This window comes from bacterium, assembly GCA_035703895.1.
In the GTDB taxonomy this organism is placed as follows: domain Bacteria; phylum Sysuimicrobiota; class Sysuimicrobiia; order Sysuimicrobiales; family Segetimicrobiaceae; genus Segetimicrobium.
This window is the reverse complement of sequence record DASSXJ010000300.1, coordinates 1-19,282: the sequence shown is the minus strand read 5'-3', so window position 1 is coordinate 19,282 and position 19,282 is coordinate 1. Positions and strand designations below refer to the sequence as shown.

Genomic DNA, 19,282 nt, shown 5'->3' with positions numbered 1-19,282 from the left:
GGGTGATGGCCGGCGAAGAGGGCGTGTGCGCCGAGCGTCTCGAACGCGAAGGCGATAATCGCCAGCCCGGCCTCGACCGCCAGGCCTCGCCCCCAATAGTCAGGTCGAAGATGGAACCCCATCTCATACGTGTGGTCTTCCGGCTTATAGGGCCGCAGCCCGGCGCATCCCACGTGCGCGCCGCCTTGCAACAGGTAGAGGGGCCAGTACTGAACATTGTGGACTCGCATCGACGCGATCTCTCTCGTCAGTATCTCCTGTATCTTTTCGTGCGAAAATGGCCCGCCGATGAGCCGAGTGACCCGAGGGTCGCCCCAGAGGGCGAGCGCGAGGGGGAGATCATCGATCGACCAGCGACCGAATCCAAGACGCGCCGTCTTCAAGAAGTACTCGGTCACGAGCCGACGGCCTGCCGCGAGGGGTAGTCCACCCGCACCAAGTACAGCCCGTGGGCCGGTACGGTCGGGCCGGTCCCGCGGTGGCCGGATCCCCCCAGGTACAGGCCCGGCGCATCCTCAGGGAGCCGGCCCGTTCCAACGCGCACGAGGGTGCCGACGATCATCCGCACCATGTGCCGGAGGAACCGATCCGCGGTAATGGCGATCCGGACGCGCGGGCCGCGCCGAACGCATTCGGCCACCGTGACCGTGCAGTCGGTCGTTCGCGTGGGGCTCCCCGCACCCCGGTACGCGGCAAAATCGTGGCGGCCGAGAAACGGGGAAAACGCGCGCTGCATCGCAGCGACGTCCAACGGATCCGTGACGTGGTAGGCGCGGTGGCGCAGCAGCGCCGACGGTGCCGGGCGGTTCAGGATCTCGTACCGATATGTACGGGAGACGGCGTCGAACCTGGCGTGGAAGCCGTCGGGAACGTCCTCGACCTGAAGGACGCGGATATCCGCAGGCAGGTACGCGTTGAGGGCCCCGGGGAACCGGCCCGCGGGGATCCGGCTCTGGATCACGAGGTGCGCAACCTGGCTCAGCGCGTGGACGCCCGCGTCGGTCCGGCCCGCGCAGACGAGTTGGGCCACCTCCCCCGTGACCGCGGTCACGGCCCGTTCTACGGTCGCCTGCACGGAAGGCGCGCCCCCCGCGGCCGTCCCCCGCTGACGCTGCCATCCGCAGTACGCGGTCCCATCGTACTCGAGGACCAATTTCCGCGTCGGCACGATCACCAGACCGCCGGACGGAGGAGCGCCGCGGCAGATGCGGCGACCACCACCAGCAGCGCGACGACATCTCGAACGTGCAGCTCGAGGGGGCGCATCCGGGTTCGGCCCTCCCCGCCCCGGTAGCACCGGGCCTCCATCGCCACCGCCAGCGCGTCCGCCCGGCGGAACGCGCTGACAAACAGCGGGACGAGCAGCGGGATCAGCGCCCGAGCGCGCGTGACCAGGCCCCCCCGGCTAAACTCGGCGCCCCGCGCCATCTGCGCCTTCATGATCTTCTCGGCCTCTTCGAGCAGCGTCGGAATGAACCGCAGGGCGATCGTCATCATCATGGCCAGATCGTGGGCGGGAACGCCCACCCGCTGCAGCGGGCGAAGCAGACGCTCCAGCCCGTCGGTGAATTCCACGGGAGACGTGACGAGCGTCATCAGCGTTGTGGACAGGACCAGCAAAATCAACCGCCAGCCATAGAACGCGGCCTGGGTAACGTTCTCGCGCGTGATCACGACCGGGCCCCACTGGACGATCGGGTGGCCCCCCGCCTCTCCGAAGAACACCTGCAGCACCACGGCAAACACCAGGAGCCAGAACAGGGGCCGAATCCCGCGGAGGAGATATCGGAGACCGATCCGCGCGATGAGGGCGACGCCGCCGAGGAACGCGGTCAGGAGCGCCAGGCCGGCAAACGCGCCGACGCCAAAGAGCACGCCCAGCAGCAAGACGGTGGCCAGGATCTTGGTGCGGGGATCGAGGCGGTGGACGATGGAGTCCACTGGGACGTACTGCCCGAGGACGAGCCCCTTAAAGAGGTCCACGGCCCCGTACCGCCAGCGCCTCGCGAATGGCGACTCGGGCTTCCTCGATCGTCAACAAGTCTGCCCGGACCTGGACCCCGCGCTCCCGGAGCCGGTGGGCGAGGCGGGTCACTTGTGGCACTCCCAACCCGAGCGCCGTGAGGCGGGCGGCGTCGGCAAACACGGTCCGCGTCGCACCCTCGGCCACGAGGCGGCCTCGATCGAGGACGAACAGGCGCTCACACAGTTGCGCCACCGCGTCCATGCTGTGCGTGATCAGCACGACCGTCAACCCCCGGTCGCGGTGGAGCCGGCGGACGTGGTCCAGGAGATCACGCCTCCCCATCGGATCGAGGCCGGCCGTCGGCTCATCCAGAATGAGCATCCGGGGCTCCATGGCCAGGACCCCGGCGATCGCCGCGCGCCGCATCTCCCCCCCGCTGAGATCGAACGGCGAGCGGGATCCAAACCGGTCGGGCGGCAGGCCCACCTGCTCGAGCGCACGGTGGGCCCGAGCGCGGGCGTCTTCCTCGGTCAGACCCAAGTTCCGCGGCCCGAACGCCACGTCCGCCAGCACGGTCTCCTCGAACAACTGCTGCTCGGGGTACTGGAACAGGAGGCCGATCTGCTGCCGGATGCGGCGGCGATCTACGCGTGATCCGTGGATGTCGACATCGTCCAGCAGCACCCGGCCGTTCGCGGGGCGGAGCAGGCCGTTCATGTGCTGGATCAGCGTGGATTTGCCCGATCCGGTGGCCCCGATCACGCCGACGATCTCCCCTGCGCGGATTTCCAGCGACACGTCGGTGAGGGCCTGCACCTGAAACGGCGTGCCCCGTCCATAGATGTATGTCAGGTGCTCACAGCGGATCATGGGCGGGGCGCGAGGGCGTCGACGAGCGCATCGAGCGTGAGCAGGTCGGAAGGCACGGCGATCCCGTCCGCGGCGAGCGCGCGGCCCAGGCGTACGAGTTCCGGCGCCTCGAGCCGGAGCCGGCGCAGCTCACGTTCCTGCGCGAAGACCTCCGCCGGGGCCCCCGCCAGAGCGATCCGCCCTTGGGCCATCACAACGATCCGGTCCGCCGCGGCCGCCTCCTCCATCGTGTGGGTGATGAGGACCAAGGTCAACCCGTCCCGGCGGCACAGCCCCAGCGCCGTCTCCATCACCTCCTGCTGTCCTTGAGGATCGAGCATGGAGGTCGCCTCGTCCAAGACCAGGCACCGCGGATGCATGGCCAGCACGCCGGCGATCGCCACGCGCTGCTTTTGGCCGCCTGAGAGCTGGTGTGGGGGGTGGCGCCGTAGGGACTGGAGGCCGACGGTCTGCAACGCCCGGTCCACGCGATCACGGATCTCCGCGGGCGGCAGACCAAGGTTCTCGCACCCGAACGCGACGTCCTCTTCGACGACCGCGGCCACGATCTGATTGTCCGGATGCTCGAATACCATGCCGACCCGCTGGCGGACCTGCCACGCGCCCTCCGGATCGCGAGTGTCGATGCCGTCCACGCGCACCTCGCCGGAGGTGGGCAGCAGCAGCGCGTTCAGGTGCTTGGCCAGGGTGCTCTTGCCCGAGCCGTTCCCGCCGATAATGGCGAGGCATTCGCCGGAGGCGACATCCAGATCGATGCCTTGGAGCGCCGGGGTGGAATCGGGCGTGCCGGGGTGGTACGCGTAGTGGAGGTCCCGGACCGCGATCAGGGGAGGGACCATCGAGAGGCCGGGACGCCGGCGGCGAGCGTCCCGCTACTTCACAAGCTCGAGCAGGGCCATCGGCGCGGCGTCGCCTCGCCGCGGAGCGGTCCGGATAATCCGGGTGTATCCTCCCCGTCCCTTTTGATAGCGGGGCACGATCGTCCCGAAGAGACGCCGCACCACCATCCGATCGGTCAACAGCCGCGCGATCTGCCGGCGGGCATGCAGGTCGTTACGCAGCGCGAGGTCGATCACCCGGTCGGCGACTTTTTTCGTCTCCTTGGCCTTGTGCTCCGTGGTGGCGATACGCTCCTCGACGATGAGGGCCGACACCAGTCCCCGAAACAGGGCCAATCGCGCCCCGGTGTCGCGCCCGAGCCGCCGCCCCTTTTGCCCGAGCGCCATCAGGCCCCCCTCCGGCGCAACTCCAGCCCGAGCGCAGCGAGCTTTTCTTTGACCTCGTCGAGCGACTTCCGGCCGAAGTTCTTGACGTTCACCACTTCCTCTTCCGTCCGCTGCAGGAGGTCTCCCAGCGTGTTGATGCCGGCCCGCTTGAGACAGTTGTACGGCCTGACGGAGAGGTCGAGTTCCTCGATGGGCATCGAGGCCATCTTGTTCGCCTCATCCGCCTGCGGCCCCACGGCGACCTCGGGCGTCACTGCCGTGCCGACAAAGAGGCGGAAGCAGTCGATCAAGAGGCGCGCGGATTCTTGGAGCGCCTCCTCCGGCCGGATGCTCCCGTCCGTCCATACTTCCAGGACGAGCCGGTCGAAGTCGGTGGCGTGGCCCACCCGCGTGTCTTCGACCACATAGTTGACCTTTTGAATAGGCGAGAACACCGAGTCGACGGGAATGACGCCGATCACGTGCTCGCTCTTCCGGTGGCGCTCGGCCGGCACGTATCCCTTGCCGCGCTCGACCACCAACTCCATCGCCAGGTGCGCGCTCTTCCCGTCGAGGGTGGCGAGGTGCAAATCGGGGTTGAGGATCTCGACCTCGGCGTCGGGCTGCAGGTCCCCCGCGATCACGTCTTTCTTGCCCCGCACCTCCAGGCGCAGGAGCTTCGGCTTGTCGCTGTGGAGCTTCAGCGACAGTTCCTTCAGGTTCAAGATCACCTGGGTGACGTCCTCGACGACCCCCGGAATGGTCGAAAACTCATGCAGCACGCTTTCGATCTTGACCGAGGTGACGGCCGCGCCCGAAATGGAGGACAGCAAGACCCGCCGCAGGGCATTGCCGAGGGTGACCCCAAATCCTCGCTCCAGCGGCTCCACGATAAACTTCCCGTACGTATCGGAGAGCTCCGCGTACTCGATCTTGGGCTTCGTGGTCTCCCACACTTCTCCCAACCCCCCGTTTGGAACGCGCAACCCCGTGGCTCCTATCAGCATGTTCATGTCCATGAATGCGCTACCTCGAGTAGTATTCAACGATTAACTGCTCCTGCACCGGCACATCGATATCTTCGCGGGACGGCAGCGTGAGCATCCGTCCCTCCAACCGTTCCGCACTGTACTCCAGCCATCCCGGCAGGCCGCGCCCCGGAGCCGCCCCCTGCAGCGCCTTGAACCGGGGTTGCTCCCGGCTCCCCGGCGCCACCCCCACCACCGATCCCGGCCGGACCTGGTAACTCGGCACCGTCACGCGCCGGCCGTTCACGACGACATGCCCGTGGGCCACCATGAGACGGGCCTCCTTGCGGCTGCTGCCGAGACCGAGACGGTACACCACATTGTCGAGCCGCGTCTCCAAGAGCTGAAGCAGCTGCGTGCCCGTCACGGTGCCCTTGGACCGAGCCGCCAGCTGGAAATAGCGCTTGAACCGCCCCTCGAACACCCCATAGAACCGGCGCGCGCGCTGCTTCTCCCGCAGGCGCACCGCGAAGTCCGACGGCTTCCGCCGGCTGGGACCATGCATCCCGGGAGGTGTCGTATCTTTGGCCACCGGGCACTTGTCGGTGTAGCACTTCTCTCCCTTGAGGTAGAGCTTCATGCCCTCCCGACGGCACAACCGGCAGACCGCCTCGTGATACCGACCCATGGCGCCTCCTTTGCTACACCCGCCGCCGCTTGGGCGGACGGCATCCATCATGCGGGATGGGCGTGACATCCTTGATCAGATTCACTTCGAGCCCGGCGGCCTGCAGCGATCGGATCGCCGCCTCGCGACCCGCCCCGGGCCCCTTGACGAACACTTCGACCTGGCGCACGCCTTGCTCCATCGCCTTACGCGCGGCGTTCTCCGCGGCGAGACCCGCGGCGAAGGGGGTCCCCTTGCGGGAGCCCTTGAACCCCGAGGTTCCCGCGCTCGCCCAGGCGAGCACGTTGCCCTGGAGGTCGCTGATGGTCACGACCGTGTTGTTGAACGTCGACTGAATGTGCGCGATCCCCGCGGGCACATTCTTCTTTTCCCTTCGCTTGCCGCGTGTGCTCTTCGCCATCCTCGCCCTCCCGAGTCGTCTCCGCGAACCCGCCTAGGCCGGGGCCGCCGCCGGCACCTTTGCCGCTTTGCTCCGGCCGACGGTCTTGCGGGGACCCTTCCGCGTGCGCGCGTTTGTGCGGGTCCGCTGGCCGCGTACCGGCAGTCCCTTGCGGTGGCGCTGGCCCCGGTACGATCCGATCTCGACCAAGCGCCGGATGTCCATCGCCACGTCGCGGCGCAGGTCCCCCTCGACCTTGTAGTTGCGATCGATGACCTCGCGCAGCCGCGTCACCTCTTCGTCGGTGAGGCCGCGGACGCGCGTATCGGGGTTCACCCCGGTGATCTGGAGGATCTCGTTGGACCGGCTCTTGCCGATCCCGTAGATATACGTCAACGCCACCTGGACTCGCTTTTCACGCGGCAGATCGACCCCGGCGATGCGCGCCATGCGTCCCTCCTACCCTTGCTTCTGCTTGTGCTTGGGGTTGTCGCAGATCACGAGCACGCGATTGCCCCGCTTGACGATCTTGCACTTCTCGCACATCCGCTTGACCGACGCCCGTACCTTCACCGTCCACCACCTTCTCTCCGCCTCGCTACCGGAAGCGATACGTGATACGCCCCCGTGTGGGATCATAGGGCGACAGTTCCACTTTCACCCGGTCGCCCGGCAAGATCCGGATGAAATGAATCCGCATCTTGCCCGAAATGTGCGCCAGCACTTTGTGGCCGGACGAGAGTTCCACACGAAACATCGCGTTGGGCAGCACCTCGACGATGGTCCCCTCGACCTCGATGACGTCCTTCTTGGCCATCGATTATTCCGTGCCGGTCCCGGCGCCGATCGCCGCCCGGATCTCTTCATCGGTGGGTGGTTGACCGGCCCCGAGCCGTTCCGCCAGGCCGGCGGCCGGCGCGCCCAACTCGAGGTGCTTCACGTTCTTCCGCTTGGGGCGTGAGACGCTGCGGGCCCGCCCGTCTGCCACGAACACGACGGTCGGGCTCTCCACGCGAACCACGATGTACACGGATCCCGTGTCGCGCCCCGACCGCGAGGTGGCCACCCGGCCCAGCAAGTCCTTCGCCGCGCCCACCTCGACCATCACCGGCATCGCGCGCTCCGCACGGGACGAGGCACGTAACAAGTCATTATACTGATCCCTCCGCTGGAAGTCCAGTCAGCACGATCGGGCCGTCCTCACCAACCGCCACGGTGTGCTCGAAGTGGGCCGACGGCTTGTGGTCGCGCGTCCGCACCGTCCAGCCGTCGGGATCCATCATCACCTCGGCGGTGCCCATGTTGACCATCGGCTCGATCGCCAAGGTCATGCCCGGCCGCAGGGGCACCCCATTGCCGGGCCGGCCGAAGTTCGGGATCTGCGGCTCCTCGTGCAGGCGGCGGCCGATCCCGTGCCCCGCAAACTCCCGCACGACCGAGAACCCGTGGTCCTCCACGTACTTCTGGATCGCGGCGCTCACGTTGCCGAGCCGTCCCTTTGGCCGCACGGCACGGATCCCGATCGCGAGGGCCTCGCGGGTCACCCGGAGGAGACGGTCGATCTCGCCGGAGACCTTCCCCACTGGGACCGTCACCGCCAGATCCCCGTGGAACCCCTCCACCACGGCCCCGAGGTCCACGCTGATGATCTCTCCTTCGTGAAGCGTCCGAGGGCCCGGGATCCCGTGGACGACCTCGTCGTTGACCGAGGTGCAGATGCTGGCCGGGAACCCCCGATACCCGAGAAACGAGGGGACGCCGCCGAGGCGGCGAATCCGGTCTTCCGCGATCTGGTCGAGGTCGTGGGTCGTGACCCCCGGCTGCACCGCCTGAACGACCGTCTCGAGCGCCTGCGCCGCGACCTGCCCGGCACGGCGCATCGCCGCGAGGTCCTCTTTCGACTTCACCATAATCGCCTGCACCACTCTCAGGCCCCCCGCCCCGCCCTCGACCGGACGAACGCCAGGATATGCTGATGAACGTCCTCGACGGCCTGCTCCGCGTCCACCGCCAGATAGAGTCCCCTGTGCCGGTAGTGATTCACGAGCGGCGCCGTCCACTGGCGGAAAACCTTCAGCCGGTGGAGCACCGTGTCGATCGCATCATCCTTGCGCTGCACGAGCTCGGTGCCATCCAGGTCACACCGCCCAGGCACGCGCGGCGGTTTGTGATCCAGGTGGTAAATCGCGCCGCACTTGGGGCACACGCGACGTCCCGTCAGGCGGCGGAGCAGAACCTCTTCGCGGATCTCGAACGACACGACCGCGTGGAGCCTCTGCTCCCGTTTGCCGAGCAGCTTGTCCAGCGCCTCGGCCTGGCCGAGCGTGCGGGGGTACCCGTCCAGGATGAACCCGTGCGCGGAGTCGGGGTTGGTGAGGCGGATCCGGACCATCTCATCGACGATCTCGTCGGGCACCAGGTCCCCCCGCTGCATGTACGCCTGCGCGCGTCTCCCGACGTCCGTCTCATCGCGCACGGCCTGCCGGAACATGTCCCCGGTGGAAATGTGCGGGATCCCGTGCCGCTCTTGGAACAGCTCGGCCTGCGTCCCCTTCCCCGCGCCGGGGGGGCCCATGAAGACGAGGTTCATCGCGCGCCCGTCACTTCATGAACCCTTCGTAATGGCGCATCAGCACATATGCCTCGATCTGCTTCATGGTCTCGAGCGCCACCCCGACGACGATGAGGAGCGACGTTCCGGTCAGGTACAACGTCAGCTGGCCTGTAAACCGTCCCAGCAGGATCGGCCCCACGGCGATCAGGGCGAGGAACAGCGCCCCCACCAGCGTCAGCCGCTCGAGGATCCGGGTGAGGTATTCGGAGGTCGGCCGCCCCGGCCTGATGCCCGGGATGAACCCCCCGTATTTCTTGATGTTGTCGGACACGTCCTCGGGATCGAACGTGACGGCCGTGTAGAAGTACGTGAACACGATAATCAGGACGAAGTAGAGGGCCGCGCCCAGGACGTTGCTGATGCTCAGCATGTTGCCCAAGCGTTGGAGCCACGGCCACGCTGAGAACTGGGCGATCGTCGTCGGGAACTGCAGGACGGAGATCGCGAAGATGATCGGGATCACGCCCGCAGACGCGATCCGGATCGGCAGGTGGGTGGTCTGCCCTCCGAGCATTCGCCGCCCGACGATGCGCTTCGCGTATTGGATCGGGATCTTGCGCACGGCCTGGGTGACGATGATGACCAGCACGATGCTGAGGATGATGACGCCCACGTCCGCCACCGCGCGGAACATGGAGGCCTCCCCGACCTTGACCAATCCGATCGTCTGGGAGAGCTGGTTGGGGAGCCGTGCCACGATCCCCCCGAAGATCAAGAGCGACACCCCGTTCCCGATCCCGTACTCGGTCATGATCGAGCCCATCCACGTCAGCACCATCGTCCCGGCGACGAGCGTCACCACAACGAGGCCCTGCACGAGCGGCCGGGTGTCGGGCATCGCCCCGAGGTTCCTGATCAGCACCATCTGCCCGACCGACTGAATCACGGCGAGCCCGACCGAGAGGTACAGCGTGTACTGCCCGATCTTCCGCCGCCCCGCCTCCCCCTCTTCCCGATGCATCTCCTTCAGCCGGGGGAAGACTACTTCGAGGAGGCTGAAGATGATCGACGCCGTGATGTAGGGGAACACCCCCAACGCAAACAGCGCGAATCGCGACAGCGCGCCGCCGACAAACAGGTCGATGAAGCCGAACACGTTGCCCTGCTGGTTGAACAGGGACTGCAGCCGCGCCACGTCCACACCGGGCACGGGAATGTGCGATCCCAACCGGAAGATCGCCAGCATCCCGATCGTAAACAGAAACTTCCGGCGGAGATCCGGGATGCGGAGGATGTTGGCCAGACCTGGAATCATGACAGCACCTGCACCTGGCCGCCGGCCGCCTCGATGCGCGTCCGCGCCGTCTTGCTGAATGCGTGCGCCTTCACGACCAGCGCATGCGGGACCTCGCCCGTCCCGAGGATCTTCACCCGGTCTTCCTGCACCAACCGGGCCTGTTTGAGGGCGTCGGGCGTCACCTCGGTCCCCGGCGGAAAGATGCTGAGCCGGCCGATGTTGACGATCCCCATCCGCGGACGGGGCCCGCCGCCCGTCATCACGCTGCCCGCGCCGCGGACGCCGCGGCGATACGGGACCCGCTTGACCAGGGGCAGCTGGCCGCCTTCGAACCCCGGACGGGTCTGTCCGCCGCTCCGCGCTTTTTGTCCCTTGTTGCCGCGTCCCGCGGTGTTGCCCCGCCCCGAGGACCCTCCGCGGCCGATCCGCCGTTGCCGGCGTCGGGAGCCGCGGGCGGGTCTCAACTCACCGATCCCGACCATGCCCCACCTCTTCCACGCTGACCAAGTGCCCGACTTTCCTGACCGCCCCCTCCACCGCCGGGGTCCGAGCGTGCACGCGCGTGGCGCCCACCCGGCGAAGGCCCAGGGCCCGGACGATCCTCCGCTGGACCTCGGGGCGCCCGATCAGGCTCCGCCGGAGGGTCACGCGCATCTGGCCCCCCGCCGTCACGCGCTCAGCCACTGGAGCGCCCGCCGGCCCAGCAGATCCTCGACCGACTTGTTGCGCGACTTGGCCACTTCCCGAGGATCCCGGATGTCCAAGAGCCCCTTGAGCGTCGCGCGCGCCTGATTGATGGGGTTGTTGCTGCCGAGCGACTTGGTGAGGATGTCACGCACCCCCGCCGCCTCGAGCACCGCGCGCACCGGCCCTCCGGCGATGACCCCGGTCCCGCGCGCGGCCGGACGCAGCAGGACTTTGGCCGCCCCAAACGTGGACACGATGTCGTGGTGAACCGTCGTCCCCGCGAGCGACACGCCCATCAGGTTTTTCTTGGCATCCTCGGTGCCCTTCCGGATCGCATCCGGCACCTCGCCGGCCTTGCCGAGCCCGATGCCGACGTGGCCGTGCTCATCCCCGACCACGACGAGGGCACTGAAGTTGAACCGTTTGGCGCCCTTGGTCACTTTGGCCACGCGGTTGATCCATATCGCCCGCTCCGTCGTCAGGTTGATCGCGTCCGCGCTGACCCGCCGGTGGAGATACTCCAGCCCGGCCGGTTTCTGCGCCGGCGGCGCCTCGATCTTCCGCAGTTTCTTGGCCTTGGCCCCCTTGCCTTTCCCCTTGCCCTTCGTCCTCGGCATGCGCGCCTCCTAAAACTCCAGCCCGCCCTCGCGGGCCCCCTCGGCCAGCGCCTTGACGCGGCCGTGATACAGATACCCGCCTCGGTCGAACACGACGCGCCCGACGCCTTTTTCCTTCGCCCGCCGGGCGATCAGACGGCCCACGAGACGGCCGGCTTCGGTCTTCTTCGCGTTCGACGCTTCCGTGCGGATCTCGGGATCCAGCGACGACGCCGCGACGAGCGTGGCCTGCCGGTGGTCGTCGATCACCTGCGCGTAGATGTGGGCGAGGCTCCGGAACACCGACAACCGCGGCCGATCCGCCTTGCCCCGGACGGATCGGCGGATTCTCAGATGCCGCCTCCGGCGAGACTCGTTTCGGTCCTTGTGCTTAATCATCGCCCACCCTCTCAGGACTTGGCCGCGCCAACGGTGGCCTTCCCGGCCTTCCCAGGCTTGCGCCGGACCCGCTCGCCGAGATACCGAATCCCTTTCCCCTTGTAGGGATCGGGCTCGCGAATCGCGCGGATGGTCGCCGCCAGCTGCCCGACCTGCTCCTTGTCGATCCCGCCCACCACGATGCGGGTGGGCTGGGGCGCGTCGAGCGTTACCCCCTTGGGCGGCGTGATCTCGACGGGGTGGGAGTACCCGACCTGAATGGCCAGGTTCTGGCCCTGCTTCTGGGCCCGGTAGCCGACCCCTTGGATCTCCAGCTCGATCTGATAGCCCTTCGTGACCCCGTTGACCATGTTGGCGACGAGCGCGCGCGTCAACCCGTGAAGCGCCCGATGCGACCGATCGTCGCTCTGTCGCGTGACGATGATCCGCTTGTCCTCCACCGCCACCCGGATCGCGTCGTGCACGGTCCGCTCGAGCGCCCCCTTGGGCCCCTTCACCCGGACGACCTGTCCGTCGACCGCCACCTCGACCCCCGCCGGGATCCCAATCGGCAGCCTACCAACTCGCGACATCGAACCGCCCTCCCATTACCAGACGAAGCACAACACTTCGCCTCCGATTCCCGCCTTGCGGGCCTCACGATCGGTCATGATCCCCCGGCTGGTCGAGACGATCGCTACGCCGAGCCCGCCGCGGACTCGAGGCAGCTCGGCGCGGCGCGCGTAGATCCGGAGCCCAGGGCGGCTGACCCGCCTCAGGCCGGTGATGATGCCCTCCTTGCGCTCGCCGTACCGGAGGGAGATCCGGATCACGTCGGGAGCCGTCTTGTCCAGGTGATAATCGGCGATGAACCCTTCGGTCTTGAGGATCTTGGCGATCTCGAGCTTCATGCGCGAGCTGGGCATCGAGACCTGAGGATGCCGCGCCACCAGGGCGTTCCGGATCCTCGTCAGCATATCCGCGATGGGATCTGTGATCACACCCACTGCTTCACCTCACCAACTCGCTTTCACCACACCCGGGATCTCGCCGCGGTGGGCCAGGGTCCGGAGGCAAATCCGGCACAACCCGAACTTCCGGAACACCGCCCGCGGCCGGCCGCAGTTCCGGCACCGGCTGTACCGGCGGACCTTGAACTTCGCCGGTTTCCGCCACTTCAGAAGCAGCGCCTTTTTGGGCATCCCGTTAACTCGCCCCCTCGCGGATCGGCAGCCCGAGTGACCGGAGCAGCTCGCGCGCTTCCTCGTCCGTCCGCGCCGTCGTCACGATCGTGATGTCCATCCCTCGAATCTTGTCCACCTTGTCGTACTCGATCTCCGGAAACATCAACTGCTCCCGCACCCCGATGTTCATCCCGCCGCGGCCGTCGAACGAGCGCGTGGAGAGCCCCTTGAAGTCCTTGATCCGGGGCAGGCTGATGCTGAAGAGTTTGTCCAGGAACTCATACATCCGCTCACCGCGAAGCGTCACTTTGCAGCCGATCGGGTTCCCTGCCCGCAGCTTGAACGCGGCGATCGACCGGCGGGCCCGGGTGATCACGGGCCGCTGGCCGCTGATCAGCGTCAACTCCTCGACCGCCTTGTCCAAATGCCGCTGGTCCTGGAGGGCGTCCGCGACGCGCATGTTGATGACGACCTTCTCCACCCGCGGCACCTGCATGACGTTGGTGTACCCCACGCGCTTTTTCAGGTCCGCCACGATCTCGTTCTTGTACCGCTCGCGCAACCGTGCCATCGGCACTCCCCTATGCCTTGTCGATGATCTCGCCGCAGTGCCGGCAGATCCGGACCTTCGTGCCGTCGTCCAGGACGCGGTGCCCGAACCGGACGGCCCGGCCGCACCGCGGACACACCAGCATCGCCTTGCCCGCCACAAACGGCATCTCTTTCTCCACGATCCCGCCCGCGGGCATCTTCTCGGTGGGCTTCATGTGGCGCTTGGCCACCATCAGCCCCTCCACGATGATCCGGCCGTGCTTGGGAACCACCCGGAGCACCTTACCCCGCTTGCCGCGGTACTTACCCGTGATCACCTCGACGGTGTCCCCGCGCCTGACGTGAATCGACGTCCGCATCACAAGACCTCCGGCGCGAGCGAGATGATCTTCATGAACTGCTTCTCGCGCAGCTCTCTCGCCACGGGCCCGAAGATGCGCGTGCCCCGCGGGTTGTTTTGGTCGGTGATCAACACCGCGGCGTTGTCGTCGAACCGGATGTACGACCCGTCGGGCCGCCGCATCGGCTTGGTCGTCCGAACCACCACCGCGTGCACCACCTCGCCCTTCTTGACGGCGCTGTTGGGGATGGCCTGCTTGACCGTCGCCACGATCACATCCCCAATGCCCGCATACCGGCGCCTGGAGCCGCCGTGCACCCGGATGCACATGATCTCCCGAGCGCCCGTATTGTCGGCCACCCGCAGCCGGGTGTAGTTCTGGATCATCGCGCCCGCTCCAGCACCTCGGCGACCCGCCACCGTTTGTCCTTGCTGAGCGGCCGGGTCTCCGCGATGAGCACCTTGTCGCCGACGTGCGCGTCGCCCGCCTCATCGTGCGCCTTGAACCGGCGGGTATGCCGAATGATCTTCTTGTAAAACGGGTGGCGGCCGCGGCGCTGGACCTCGACCACGACCGTCTTCTGCATCGCGTCGCTCACGACGGTCCCCACCTGGGTCTTCCGGGCCGAACGTCCCCCCTCGGTCATCTCGCCACTCCTTCTTCCTCGTTGCGCTCGCGCAACACCGTCAGCAGGCGGGCGACGGTCCGCCGTACGGCCACCACGCGGGCCGGGTTCAACAGCTTCCCCGACGCGCGCTGGAGGCGGAGATTGAAGAGTTCCTGCCGCGCTTCCCCCAGCCGCTTGTTGAGTTCGGGCGCCCCCAGCTCGCGGAGATCCCCGACGCTCATAGTTGCCCCTCAATGCGCTGCACGAATCGCGTCTTGATCGGCAGTTTGTGTCCGGCCAGCGTCAGCGCTTCCTTGGCGATCTCCTCCGTCACCCCCGCCAGCTCGAACATCACGCGACCCGGACGGACCACGGCCACCCACAGTTCCGGATTGCCCTTGCCGCTGCCCATCCGTGTCTCGGCCGGCTTCTTGGTGACCGGCTTGTCCGGAAAGATGCGGATCCACAGCTTGCCGCCGCGCTTGATAAACCGGGTCACCGCGCGCCGGGACGCCTCGATTTGCTGGGACGTCACCCATCCTCGATCCAGGGCCTGGAGGCCGAACTCCCCGAATGCCACCGACGCTCCCCGCTGGGCTTCGCCGCGCATCCGCCCCCGATGCGCCTTACGAAACTTCACTCTCTTGGGCATCAACATGGGCTTCAGCCCTCCTCTGCACGGTCACCCGCGGCATGCGCGAGGGGAGCACCACCGTCTCCCCCGGACGGCCGCGCAGCTCGCCGGGACGGCGGCGCTCCGGCAAGACATCCCCGCGGTAGATCCACACCTTGACCCCGATCCGTCCGTAAGTCGTCAGGGCCTCGGCCACCCCGAAATCGATATCGGCGCGGAGCGTCTGCAGGGGCACGCGGCCGTCCCGGTACCACTCGTACCGGGCGATCTCCGCGCCCGCGAGCCGGCCGCTGCACGAAATGCGGATCCCCTTGGCCCCGCTCCGCAGCGTCCTCGCCACCGCCTGCTTCATCGCCCGCCGGTACGCCACCCGGCGTTCGAGCTGGCTGGCCACGTTCTGCGCGACGAGGGTGGCCTCGAGTTCCGCGCGGCGGATTTCCTGGACGTTCAACTGAATCTGTTTTCCCGTGAGCGCGTCCAGCTCTTTCTTCAACGCATCGATCCCCGTCCCGCCACGGCCGATGATGATCCCGGGCCGGGCCGAGTGGATGGTGATCCGCACCCGGTTGGCGGTCCGTTCGATCTCGATCCGCGAGATGCCCGCGCGGCCCAGCTTCTTCTTGATGTGCCGGCGCAGCGTCTGATCTTCCTGGATGAGGTCGGGAAAGTTCTTTTCCGCGTACCACTTCGACTCCCAATCCTTGATGATGCCGAGCCGCAGTCCAATCGGGTGGATCTTCTGTCCCACCGCGCGCCTCCCTATTCGCCCTGGACGACGATCGTGATATGGCTGCTGCGCTTCTTGATCACGTCCGCGCGACCCCGCGCCCGCGCCTGCATCCGCTTGATGCTCGGGCCGCTGTCGACGAACGCCTGCGCGACCCGCAACGTGTCCCGCGCGAGCTCCAGGTTGTTCTCGGCGTTGGCGGCCGCCGACTTGACGACCTTCGCCACCGCCTCGGAGGCCCGGTTGGGCGAGAACCGGAGCACGGCGAGGGCCTCATCGACCCCCTTGCCCTTGATCAGTGCCATCACCGGACGGACCTTCCGCGGCGAGATGCGCACGTACCGGGCAACGGCCTTCACGTCCATCGCGGATCCTCCCTCACGACGCCGGCGGCGCCGCGGCCGGGGTCGCGGCCGGGGCACTCGGACCCGCGGGCTTCACCGAGGTCGTCTTCTCCACCCGCGCCCCGTGGCTCTTGAACGTCCGCGTCGGAGAGAACTCTCCGAGTTTGTGCCCGACCATGTTCTCTGTGACGTAGACCGGCACGTGCTTCCGCCCGTCGTACACCGCGATCGTATGGCCCACCATCTCCGGCACCACCGTCGACCGGCGGGACCAGGTCCGAATCACCCGCTTCTCACGGGATTTGTTGAGCACCCGCACCTTGTCCAGCAGGTGGCTGTCGACGAACGGGCCCTTCTTGATGGACCGGCCCATGCTCAGCTGCCCCCGATCCGCGCACGCATCCTATTTCCTCCGCTTCACGATGAACTTGTCGCTCGGCTTGGTCTTCCGGGTCTTGTACCCGAGCGTCGGCTTCCCCCACGGGGTAACCGGGCCGGGCATGCCGATCGGCGATTTCCCTTCACCCCCGCCGTGCGGGTGGCTGGAGGGATCCATCACCACGCCGCGCACGGACGGGCGCCAGCCCATCCAGCGCGAGCGGCCGGCCTTGCCCACGCTGATCGACTCGTGATCGAGATTGCCCACCTGGCCCACCGTCGCGCGGCAGTCGAGGTGAATCATCCGCACCTCGCCGGAGGGCAGCCGGACCTGCGCGTACTCCCCCTCCTTGGCCATCAGCTGCGCGGCTCCGCCGGCGCTGCGCACGAGCTGTCCTCCCCGGCCCACCTGCAACTCGAGGTTGTGCACGGTCGTGCCCAAGGGGATCGCACGGAGAGGCAGCGCGTTCCCCGGCCTGATCTCCGCCTTGGGACCCGACTCCACCACATCCCCCACGCCCAGGCCGACCGGGGCCAAGATGTACCGTTTCTCGCCGTCGCGGTAGTGGACGAGCGCGATGCGCGCGGATCGGTTCGGATCGTACTCGATGCTGGCGACCCGCGCGGCGATCCCGTCCTTGGTCCGCTTGAAATCGATCAGCCGGTACCGGCGCTTGTGCCCACCGCCCTGATGCCGGACGGTCAACTTGCCCTGCGCGTTCCGCCCGCCTCGGGAGATGAGCGGACGGAGCAGCCCGCGCTCGGGCTCGGTAGAGGTGATGTCCTCAAAGGTGGAGACGGTCATGAACCGTCGCCCGGGGGTGATTGGCTTGAACTTCTTCACGCCCATGACCTCAAGCCTCCGCTCGGTCCAGCATCGCTCGCCCGCGATAACGCTGCGGACTAGCCAAGCTTCTCCAGGTCGATCTTGTCGCCCTCGGCCAAGGTCACGATCGCCTTCCGCAGCCCGGGCTGCCGGTAGTGATGCTGTCCGCGCCGGCGCTGGCGGCCGGGAATCGCGATCACGTTCACCTTCGTGACCTTGACCCCGAACAGCCGCTGCACGGCGTCCCGGATCACGGGCTTGGGCGAGGTCCGATTCACCTCGAACGTATACTTGCCGATCGTGGTCCCGCGCATGCTCTTCTCGGTCACGATCGGACGCCGGATGACCTCTCGGGGATCGTTCATTGGGCGAACGCCTCGGTGATCCTCGCGAGCGCGTCCTGGGTCACGAGCAGATGTTCGCACGCGAGGATCGCGTGGACGTTCAGCGCGGTCGCCGGCAGCACGCGAAGCGCTCGCAGGTTCGCGGCCGCGCGCGTCACTGCGGGCTCCGATCCGGCCGTGATCAACAGCACGACCCCACGCCGCTCGGACGCCCCAGCCCCGCCGATCTCGCGGACGAGACCCGCGAGGAGCCGCGTCTTCGGCTGCTCGAGGCTCAGGCGGTCGAGCACGGCGAACCGCCCGGCCGCGGCTTTCGCCGCGAGCGCCGACTGCAGGGCCAGCCGGCGGATCCGCTTGGGCAGCCGGAAGGCGTACGAGCGGGGGTGCGGCCCAAAGGCAATACCGCCGCCCACGAACAGCGGAGCGCCCCGCGCGCCGTGTCGGGCCCGGCCGGTCCCCTTCTGACGGTACAGCTTGCGCGTGCTCCGGGCGACCATGCCGCGGGTCTTGGTCGCGTGGGTGCCGCGCCGGCGGCCGGCGAGCTGCCACACCAGGGCTTCGTGCAGCACGACCGTGTGGGGCTTCCGGGTGAGCGCCGCCGGCAACGCGACCTCCCCGGTGCGCTTCCCCTGCATATCGTAGACCGCGACCGTGCTCATGCGCGCGCCGTCCCTACTTTCCGGATCAGAATGAGGCTCCCGCGGGGACCCGGCAGCGCGCCCCGGATCAGGAGCGCGTTCCGCTCGAGATCCACCCGCACCACGTCGAGGCCCCGAACAGTGGCCCGCGTGCCCCCCAGACGCCCGGGCATGCGCTTGCCGCGAAACACGCGGGCGATATTGCTCGACCCGATGCTGCCGACCGCGCGGTGCATCAGGCTGACGCCGTGGGAATCCCGCTGGCCGCCGAAGTTGTGCCGTTTGATCGTCCCCGAAAATCCCTTGCCCTTGGTCACGCCGACGACGTCTACCCGATCACCCTTCGCGAACACGTCGGCCTTGATCGACTGCCCCACCTCGAGCTGCTCGCCCTCACCGAGCGGCACCTCGCGAATGACGCGGTAGGGCCGCAGTCCTTTTCGGCTGAAGACGCCGCGGAGGGGCTTGCCCACCTTCGTCTCCGCGACCTCCTGGTAGCCCAGCTGCACCGCGGCATACCCTTCCCGAGCCGGTGTGCGCACGCCTACCACCGTGCAGGGCCCGGCCTCGACGACGGTCACGGGCACGACGTTCCCCGCCTCGTCGAACACCTGGGTCATGCCGAGTTTCCTCCCCAGCAGCGCAGCCATCACAGTTTGATCTCGATATCGACGCCCGCGGGCAGGTCGAGGTGCATCAGGGCGTCCACGGTCTTCGGGGTCGGCTCGAGGATATCGATGAGGCGCTTGTGGGTCCGGAGTTCAAAGTGCTCCATCGACTCTTTGTCGATGTGCGGTGAGCGGATCACGCAGTAGATGTTGCGGTCGATGGGGAGCGGGACGGGACCCGAGATCCGCGCGCCGGTCCGCTTGACCGTATCCACGATCTTTTCCGCGGACTGGTCGAGCACTTTGTGATCGTAGGCCTTCAACTTGATCCGAATCTTCTGCGCCATCCCCCGCTCCTCTCGGACTGGGCTAGTCGAGGATCTTGGCCACGACCCCCGCGCCCACCGTCCGGCCCCCCTCCCGCACCGCGAACCGCTGCCCTTCCTCCAACGCGATCGGCGTGATCAACGCCGCCTCCATCGTCACGTTGTCCCCCGGCATCACCATCTCC

38 protein-coding genes are annotated in these 19,282 nt (G+C 67.6%); all 38 read right to left on the bottom strand.

Going from position 1 to position 19,282, the window contains the following annotated elements:
• The coding region (locus VFP86_19790; protein HET9001893.1) for a GNAT family N-acetyltransferase at positions 1–398 on the bottom strand (398 nt) is incomplete at its 3' end.
• A complete protein-coding gene (gene truA / locus VFP86_19785) occupies positions 395–1,174 on the bottom strand; it encodes a tRNA pseudouridine(38-40) synthase TruA (protein HET9001892.1) in 780 nt (259 codons plus the stop codon). The genes VFP86_19790 and truA, both read right to left, overlap by 4 nt.
• Positions 1,171–1,983: an energy-coupling factor transporter transmembrane component T gene (locus VFP86_19780; GenBank protein HET9001891.1), complete on the bottom strand. Its 813-nt coding sequence runs from the start codon at positions 1,981–1,983 to the stop codon at positions 1,171–1,173. The genes truA and VFP86_19780 overlap by 4 nt, the downstream gene beginning before the upstream one ends.
• Positions 1,970–2,836, bottom strand: coding sequence for an energy-coupling factor transporter ATPase (locus VFP86_19775; GenBank protein ID HET9001890.1), 867 nt, complete (start codon positions 2,834–2,836; stop codon positions 1,970–1,972). Before VFP86_19775 ends, VFP86_19780 begins: the two co-directional genes overlap by 14 nt.
• The gene (locus VFP86_19770) at positions 2,833–3,675 is read right to left on the bottom strand and encodes an energy-coupling factor transporter ATPase (GenBank protein ID HET9001889.1); all 843 of its coding nucleotides are present in this window, start codon (positions 3,673–3,675) and stop codon (positions 2,833–2,835) included. Before VFP86_19770 ends, VFP86_19775 begins: the two co-directional genes overlap by 4 nt.
• A 33-nt stretch (positions 3,676–3,708) precedes the next feature.
• Positions 3,709–4,062: a 50S ribosomal protein L17 gene (gene rplQ / locus VFP86_19765; GenBank protein HET9001888.1), complete on the bottom strand. Its 354-nt coding sequence runs from the start codon at positions 4,060–4,062 to the stop codon at positions 3,709–3,711.
• Positions 4,062–4,997, bottom strand: coding sequence for a DNA-directed RNA polymerase subunit alpha (locus VFP86_19760; GenBank protein HET9001887.1), 936 nt, complete (start codon positions 4,995–4,997; stop codon positions 4,062–4,064). The genes rplQ and VFP86_19760 overlap by 1 nt, the downstream gene beginning before the upstream one ends.
• Before the next feature lie 70 nt (positions 4,998–5,067).
• A complete protein-coding gene (gene rpsD, locus VFP86_19755) occupies positions 5,068–5,697 on the bottom strand; it encodes a 30S ribosomal protein S4 (GenBank protein HET9001886.1) in 630 nt (209 codons plus the stop codon).
• Between the two features lie 13 nt (positions 5,698–5,710).
• A complete protein-coding gene (rpsK, locus tag VFP86_19750) occupies positions 5,711–6,097 on the bottom strand; it encodes a 30S ribosomal protein S11 (GenBank protein HET9001885.1) in 387 nt (128 codons plus the stop codon).
• 33 nt (positions 6,098–6,130) lie between these two features.
• On the bottom strand, positions 6,131–6,526 hold the full coding sequence (gene rpsM, locus VFP86_19745; protein ID HET9001884.1) for a 30S ribosomal protein S13: 396 nt from the start codon (positions 6,524–6,526) through the stop codon (positions 6,131–6,133).
• Between the two features lie 9 nt (positions 6,527–6,535).
• Positions 6,536–6,649 (bottom strand): 50S ribosomal protein L36, encoded by a 114-nt coding sequence (gene rpmJ / locus VFP86_19740; GenBank protein HET9001883.1) that lies wholly within the window; start codon positions 6,647–6,649, stop codon positions 6,536–6,538.
• 25 nt (positions 6,650–6,674) lie between these two features.
• Entirely contained in the window at positions 6,675–6,893 is a 219-nt protein-coding gene (gene infA, locus VFP86_19735) for a translation initiation factor IF-1 (GenBank protein ID HET9001882.1), read from the bottom strand.
• 3 nt (positions 6,894–6,896) lie between these two features.
• Positions 6,897–7,190, bottom strand: coding sequence for a KOW domain-containing RNA-binding protein (locus tag VFP86_19730; protein ID HET9001881.1), 294 nt, complete (start codon positions 7,188–7,190; stop codon positions 6,897–6,899).
• Between the two features lie 37 nt (positions 7,191–7,227).
• Positions 7,228–8,001 (bottom strand): type I methionyl aminopeptidase, encoded by a 774-nt coding sequence (gene map, locus VFP86_19725; protein HET9001880.1) that lies wholly within the window; start codon positions 7,999–8,001, stop codon positions 7,228–7,230.
• 2 nt (positions 8,002–8,003) lie between these two features.
• Positions 8,004–8,666, bottom strand: coding sequence for an adenylate kinase (locus VFP86_19720; GenBank protein ID HET9001879.1), 663 nt, complete (start codon positions 8,664–8,666; stop codon positions 8,004–8,006).
• Between the two features lie 10 nt (positions 8,667–8,676).
• On the bottom strand, positions 8,677–9,945 hold the full coding sequence (gene secY / locus VFP86_19715; GenBank protein HET9001878.1) for a preprotein translocase subunit SecY: 1,269 nt from the start codon (positions 9,943–9,945) through the stop codon (positions 8,677–8,679).
• A complete protein-coding gene (gene rplO, locus VFP86_19710) occupies positions 9,942–10,409 on the bottom strand; it encodes a 50S ribosomal protein L15 (GenBank protein ID HET9001877.1) in 468 nt (155 codons plus the stop codon). Before rplO ends, secY begins: the two co-directional genes overlap by 4 nt.
• Positions 10,393–10,611, bottom strand: a complete 219-nt coding sequence (rpmD, locus tag VFP86_19705) for a 50S ribosomal protein L30 (GenBank protein ID HET9001876.1) — start codon at positions 10,609–10,611, stop codon at positions 10,393–10,395. The genes rplO and rpmD overlap by 17 nt, the downstream gene beginning before the upstream one ends.
• A complete protein-coding gene (gene rpsE / locus VFP86_19700) occupies positions 10,596–11,231 on the bottom strand; it encodes a 30S ribosomal protein S5 (protein ID HET9001875.1) in 636 nt (211 codons plus the stop codon). Before rpsE ends, rpmD begins: the two co-directional genes overlap by 16 nt.
• 9 nt (positions 11,232–11,240) lie before the next feature.
• Positions 11,241–11,609, bottom strand: a complete 369-nt coding sequence (rplR, locus tag VFP86_19695) for a 50S ribosomal protein L18 (protein HET9001874.1) — start codon at positions 11,607–11,609, stop codon at positions 11,241–11,243.
• A gap of 11 nt (positions 11,610–11,620) precedes the next feature.
• Entirely contained in the window at positions 11,621–12,181 is a 561-nt protein-coding gene (gene rplF / locus VFP86_19690) for a 50S ribosomal protein L6 (protein HET9001873.1), read from the bottom strand.
• A 15-nt stretch (positions 12,182–12,196) separates the two neighbouring features.
• Positions 12,197–12,589: a 30S ribosomal protein S8 gene (rpsH, locus tag VFP86_19685; protein HET9001872.1), complete on the bottom strand. Its 393-nt coding sequence runs from the start codon at positions 12,587–12,589 to the stop codon at positions 12,197–12,199.
• A gap of 15 nt (positions 12,590–12,604) precedes the next feature.
• Positions 12,605–12,790, bottom strand: a complete 186-nt coding sequence (locus tag VFP86_19680) for a type Z 30S ribosomal protein S14 (protein HET9001871.1) — start codon at positions 12,788–12,790, stop codon at positions 12,605–12,607.
• 4 nt (positions 12,791–12,794) lie between these two features.
• Entirely contained in the window at positions 12,795–13,343 is a 549-nt protein-coding gene (rplE, locus tag VFP86_19675; GenBank protein ID HET9001870.1) for a 50S ribosomal protein L5, read from the bottom strand.
• Between the two features lie 10 nt (positions 13,344–13,353).
• Complete coding sequence (rplX, locus tag VFP86_19670) at positions 13,354–13,683, bottom strand: 50S ribosomal protein L24 (GenBank protein ID HET9001869.1); 330 nt, start codon at positions 13,681–13,683, stop codon at positions 13,354–13,356.
• Positions 13,683–14,051: a 50S ribosomal protein L14 gene (gene rplN / locus VFP86_19665; GenBank protein ID HET9001868.1), complete on the bottom strand. Its 369-nt coding sequence runs from the start codon at positions 14,049–14,051 to the stop codon at positions 13,683–13,685. Before rplN ends, rplX begins: the two co-directional genes overlap by 1 nt.
• Positions 14,048–14,311, bottom strand: a complete 264-nt coding sequence (gene rpsQ, locus VFP86_19660; protein ID HET9001867.1) for a 30S ribosomal protein S17 — start codon at positions 14,309–14,311, stop codon at positions 14,048–14,050. Before rpsQ ends, rplN begins: the two co-directional genes overlap by 4 nt.
• The gene (rpmC, locus tag VFP86_19655; GenBank protein ID HET9001866.1) at positions 14,308–14,514 is read right to left on the bottom strand and encodes a 50S ribosomal protein L29; all 207 of its coding nucleotides are present in this window, start codon (positions 14,512–14,514) and stop codon (positions 14,308–14,310) included. The genes rpsQ and rpmC overlap by 4 nt, the downstream gene beginning before the upstream one ends.
• On the bottom strand, positions 14,511–14,930 hold the full coding sequence (gene rplP / locus VFP86_19650; GenBank protein ID HET9001865.1) for a 50S ribosomal protein L16: 420 nt from the start codon (positions 14,928–14,930) through the stop codon (positions 14,511–14,513). The genes rpmC and rplP overlap by 4 nt, the downstream gene beginning before the upstream one ends.
• Complete coding sequence (gene rpsC, locus VFP86_19645) at positions 14,899–15,654, bottom strand: 30S ribosomal protein S3 (GenBank protein ID HET9001864.1); 756 nt, start codon at positions 15,652–15,654, stop codon at positions 14,899–14,901. Before rpsC ends, rplP begins: the two co-directional genes overlap by 32 nt.
• An 11-nt stretch (positions 15,655–15,665) precedes the next feature.
• Entirely contained in the window at positions 15,666–15,998 is a 333-nt protein-coding gene (rplV, locus tag VFP86_19640; GenBank protein HET9001863.1) for a 50S ribosomal protein L22, read from the bottom strand.
• Between the two features lie 13 nt (positions 15,999–16,011).
• Complete coding sequence (rpsS, locus tag VFP86_19635) at positions 16,012–16,350, bottom strand: 30S ribosomal protein S19 (GenBank protein HET9001862.1); 339 nt, start codon at positions 16,348–16,350, stop codon at positions 16,012–16,014.
• A gap of 30 nt (positions 16,351–16,380) precedes the next feature.
• On the bottom strand, positions 16,381–17,205 hold the full coding sequence (gene rplB, locus VFP86_19630; GenBank protein HET9001861.1) for a 50S ribosomal protein L2: 825 nt from the start codon (positions 17,203–17,205) through the stop codon (positions 16,381–16,383).
• Between the two features lie 53 nt (positions 17,206–17,258).
• Positions 17,259–17,546 carry a 50S ribosomal protein L23 gene (gene rplW / locus VFP86_19625; GenBank protein ID HET9001860.1) on the bottom strand — a complete coding sequence of 96 codons (288 nt, stop codon included), beginning with the start codon at positions 17,544–17,546 and terminating at the stop codon, positions 17,259–17,261.
• Complete coding sequence (rplD, locus tag VFP86_19620; GenBank protein ID HET9001859.1) at positions 17,543–18,184, bottom strand: 50S ribosomal protein L4; 642 nt, start codon at positions 18,182–18,184, stop codon at positions 17,543–17,545. The genes rplW and rplD overlap by 4 nt, the downstream gene beginning before the upstream one ends.
• The gene (gene rplC, locus VFP86_19615; protein HET9001858.1) at positions 18,181–18,816 is read right to left on the bottom strand and encodes a 50S ribosomal protein L3; all 636 of its coding nucleotides are present in this window, start codon (positions 18,814–18,816) and stop codon (positions 18,181–18,183) included. Before rplC ends, rplD begins: the two co-directional genes overlap by 4 nt.
• Positions 18,813–19,118: a 30S ribosomal protein S10 gene (rpsJ, locus tag VFP86_19610; protein HET9001857.1), complete on the bottom strand. Its 306-nt coding sequence runs from the start codon at positions 19,116–19,118 to the stop codon at positions 18,813–18,815. Before rpsJ ends, rplC begins: the two co-directional genes overlap by 4 nt.
• Before the next feature lie 22 nt (positions 19,119–19,140).
• The coding region (gene tuf, locus VFP86_19605) for an elongation factor Tu (protein ID HET9001856.1) at positions 19,141–19,282 on the bottom strand (142 nt) is incomplete at its 5' end.

What these genes read in the sequence shown, in the direction of transcription:
- VFP86_19775 (HET9001890.1), bottom strand. Translation starts at nt 2,836, where the DNA reads ATGATCCGCTGTGAGCACCTGACATACATCTATGGACGGGGCACGCCG.
- rplB (HET9001861.1), bottom strand. Translation starts at nt 17,205, where the DNA reads ATGGGCGTGAAGAAGTTCAAGCCAATCACCCCCGGGCGACGGTTCATG.
- rplR (HET9001874.1), bottom strand. Translation starts at nt 11,609, where the DNA reads ATGATTAAGCACAAGGACCGAAACGAGTCTCGCCGGAGGCGGCATCTG.
- rplN (HET9001868.1), bottom strand. Translation starts at nt 14,051, where the DNA reads ATGATCCAGAACTACACCCGGCTGCGGGTGGCCGACAATACGGGCGCT.
- rplE (HET9001870.1), bottom strand. Translation starts at nt 13,343, where the DNA reads ATGGCACGGTTGCGCGAGCGGTACAAGAACGAGATCGTGGCGGACCTG.
- rpsJ (HET9001857.1), bottom strand. Translation starts at nt 19,118, where the DNA reads ATGGCGCAGAAGATTCGGATCAAGTTGAAGGCCTACGATCACAAAGTG.
- rplO (HET9001877.1), bottom strand. Translation starts at nt 10,409, where the DNA reads ATGGTCGGGATCGGTGAGTTGAGACCCGCCCGCGGCTCCCGACGCCGG.
- rpsS (HET9001862.1), bottom strand. Translation starts at nt 16,350, where the DNA reads ATGGGCCGGTCCATCAAGAAGGGCCCGTTCGTCGACAGCCACCTGCTG.
- rplF (HET9001873.1), bottom strand. Translation starts at nt 12,181, where the DNA reads ATGTCGCGAGTTGGTAGGCTGCCGATTGGGATCCCGGCGGGGGTCGAG.
- rplW (HET9001860.1), bottom strand. Translation starts at nt 17,546, where the DNA reads ATGAACGATCCCCGAGAGGTCATCCGGCGTCCGATCGTGACCGAGAAG.
- rpsD (HET9001886.1), bottom strand. Translation starts at nt 5,697, where the DNA reads ATGGGTCGGTATCACGAGGCGGTCTGCCGGTTGTGCCGTCGGGAGGGC.
- rpmC (HET9001866.1), bottom strand. Translation starts at nt 14,514, where the DNA reads ATGAGCGTCGGGGATCTCCGCGAGCTGGGGGCGCCCGAACTCAACAAG.
- rplV (HET9001863.1), bottom strand. Translation starts at nt 15,998, where the DNA reads ATGGACGTGAAGGCCGTTGCCCGGTACGTGCGCATCTCGCCGCGGAAG.
- rpsM (HET9001884.1), bottom strand. Translation starts at nt 6,526, where the DNA reads ATGGCGCGCATCGCCGGGGTCGATCTGCCGCGTGAAAAGCGAGTCCAG.
- rplQ (HET9001888.1), bottom strand. Translation starts at nt 4,062, where the DNA reads ATGGCGCTCGGGCAAAAGGGGCGGCGGCTCGGGCGCGACACCGGGGCG.
- rpsQ (HET9001867.1), bottom strand. Translation starts at nt 14,311, where the DNA reads ATGACCGAGGGGGGACGTTCGGCCCGGAAGACCCAGGTGGGGACCGTC.
- rplD (HET9001859.1), bottom strand. Translation starts at nt 18,184, where the DNA reads ATGAGCACGGTCGCGGTCTACGATATGCAGGGGAAGCGCACCGGGGAG.
- rpsK (HET9001885.1), bottom strand. Translation starts at nt 6,097, where the DNA reads ATGGCGAAGAGCACACGCGGCAAGCGAAGGGAAAAGAAGAATGTGCCC.
- VFP86_19770 (HET9001889.1), bottom strand. Translation starts at nt 3,675, where the DNA reads ATGGTCCCTCCCCTGATCGCGGTCCGGGACCTCCACTACGCGTACCAC.
- rplP (HET9001865.1), bottom strand. Translation starts at nt 14,930, where the DNA reads ATGTTGATGCCCAAGAGAGTGAAGTTTCGTAAGGCGCATCGGGGGCGG.
- rpsE (HET9001875.1), bottom strand. Translation starts at nt 11,231, where the DNA reads ATGCCGAGGACGAAGGGCAAGGGGAAAGGCAAGGGGGCCAAGGCCAAG.
- infA (HET9001882.1), bottom strand. Translation starts at nt 6,893, where the DNA reads ATGGCCAAGAAGGACGTCATCGAGGTCGAGGGGACCATCGTCGAGGTG.
- VFP86_19680 (HET9001871.1), bottom strand. Translation starts at nt 12,790, where the DNA reads ATGCCCAAAAAGGCGCTGCTTCTGAAGTGGCGGAAACCGGCGAAGTTC.
- VFP86_19720 (HET9001879.1), bottom strand. Translation starts at nt 8,666, where the DNA reads ATGAACCTCGTCTTCATGGGCCCCCCCGGCGCGGGGAAGGGGACGCAG.
- secY (HET9001878.1), bottom strand. Translation starts at nt 9,945, where the DNA reads ATGATTCCAGGTCTGGCCAACATCCTCCGCATCCCGGATCTCCGCCGG.
- VFP86_19730 (HET9001881.1), bottom strand. Translation starts at nt 7,190, where the DNA reads ATGCCGGTGATGGTCGAGGTGGGCGCGGCGAAGGACTTGCTGGGCCGG.
- rplX (HET9001869.1), bottom strand. Translation starts at nt 13,683, where the DNA reads ATGCGGACGTCGATTCACGTCAGGCGCGGGGACACCGTCGAGGTGATC.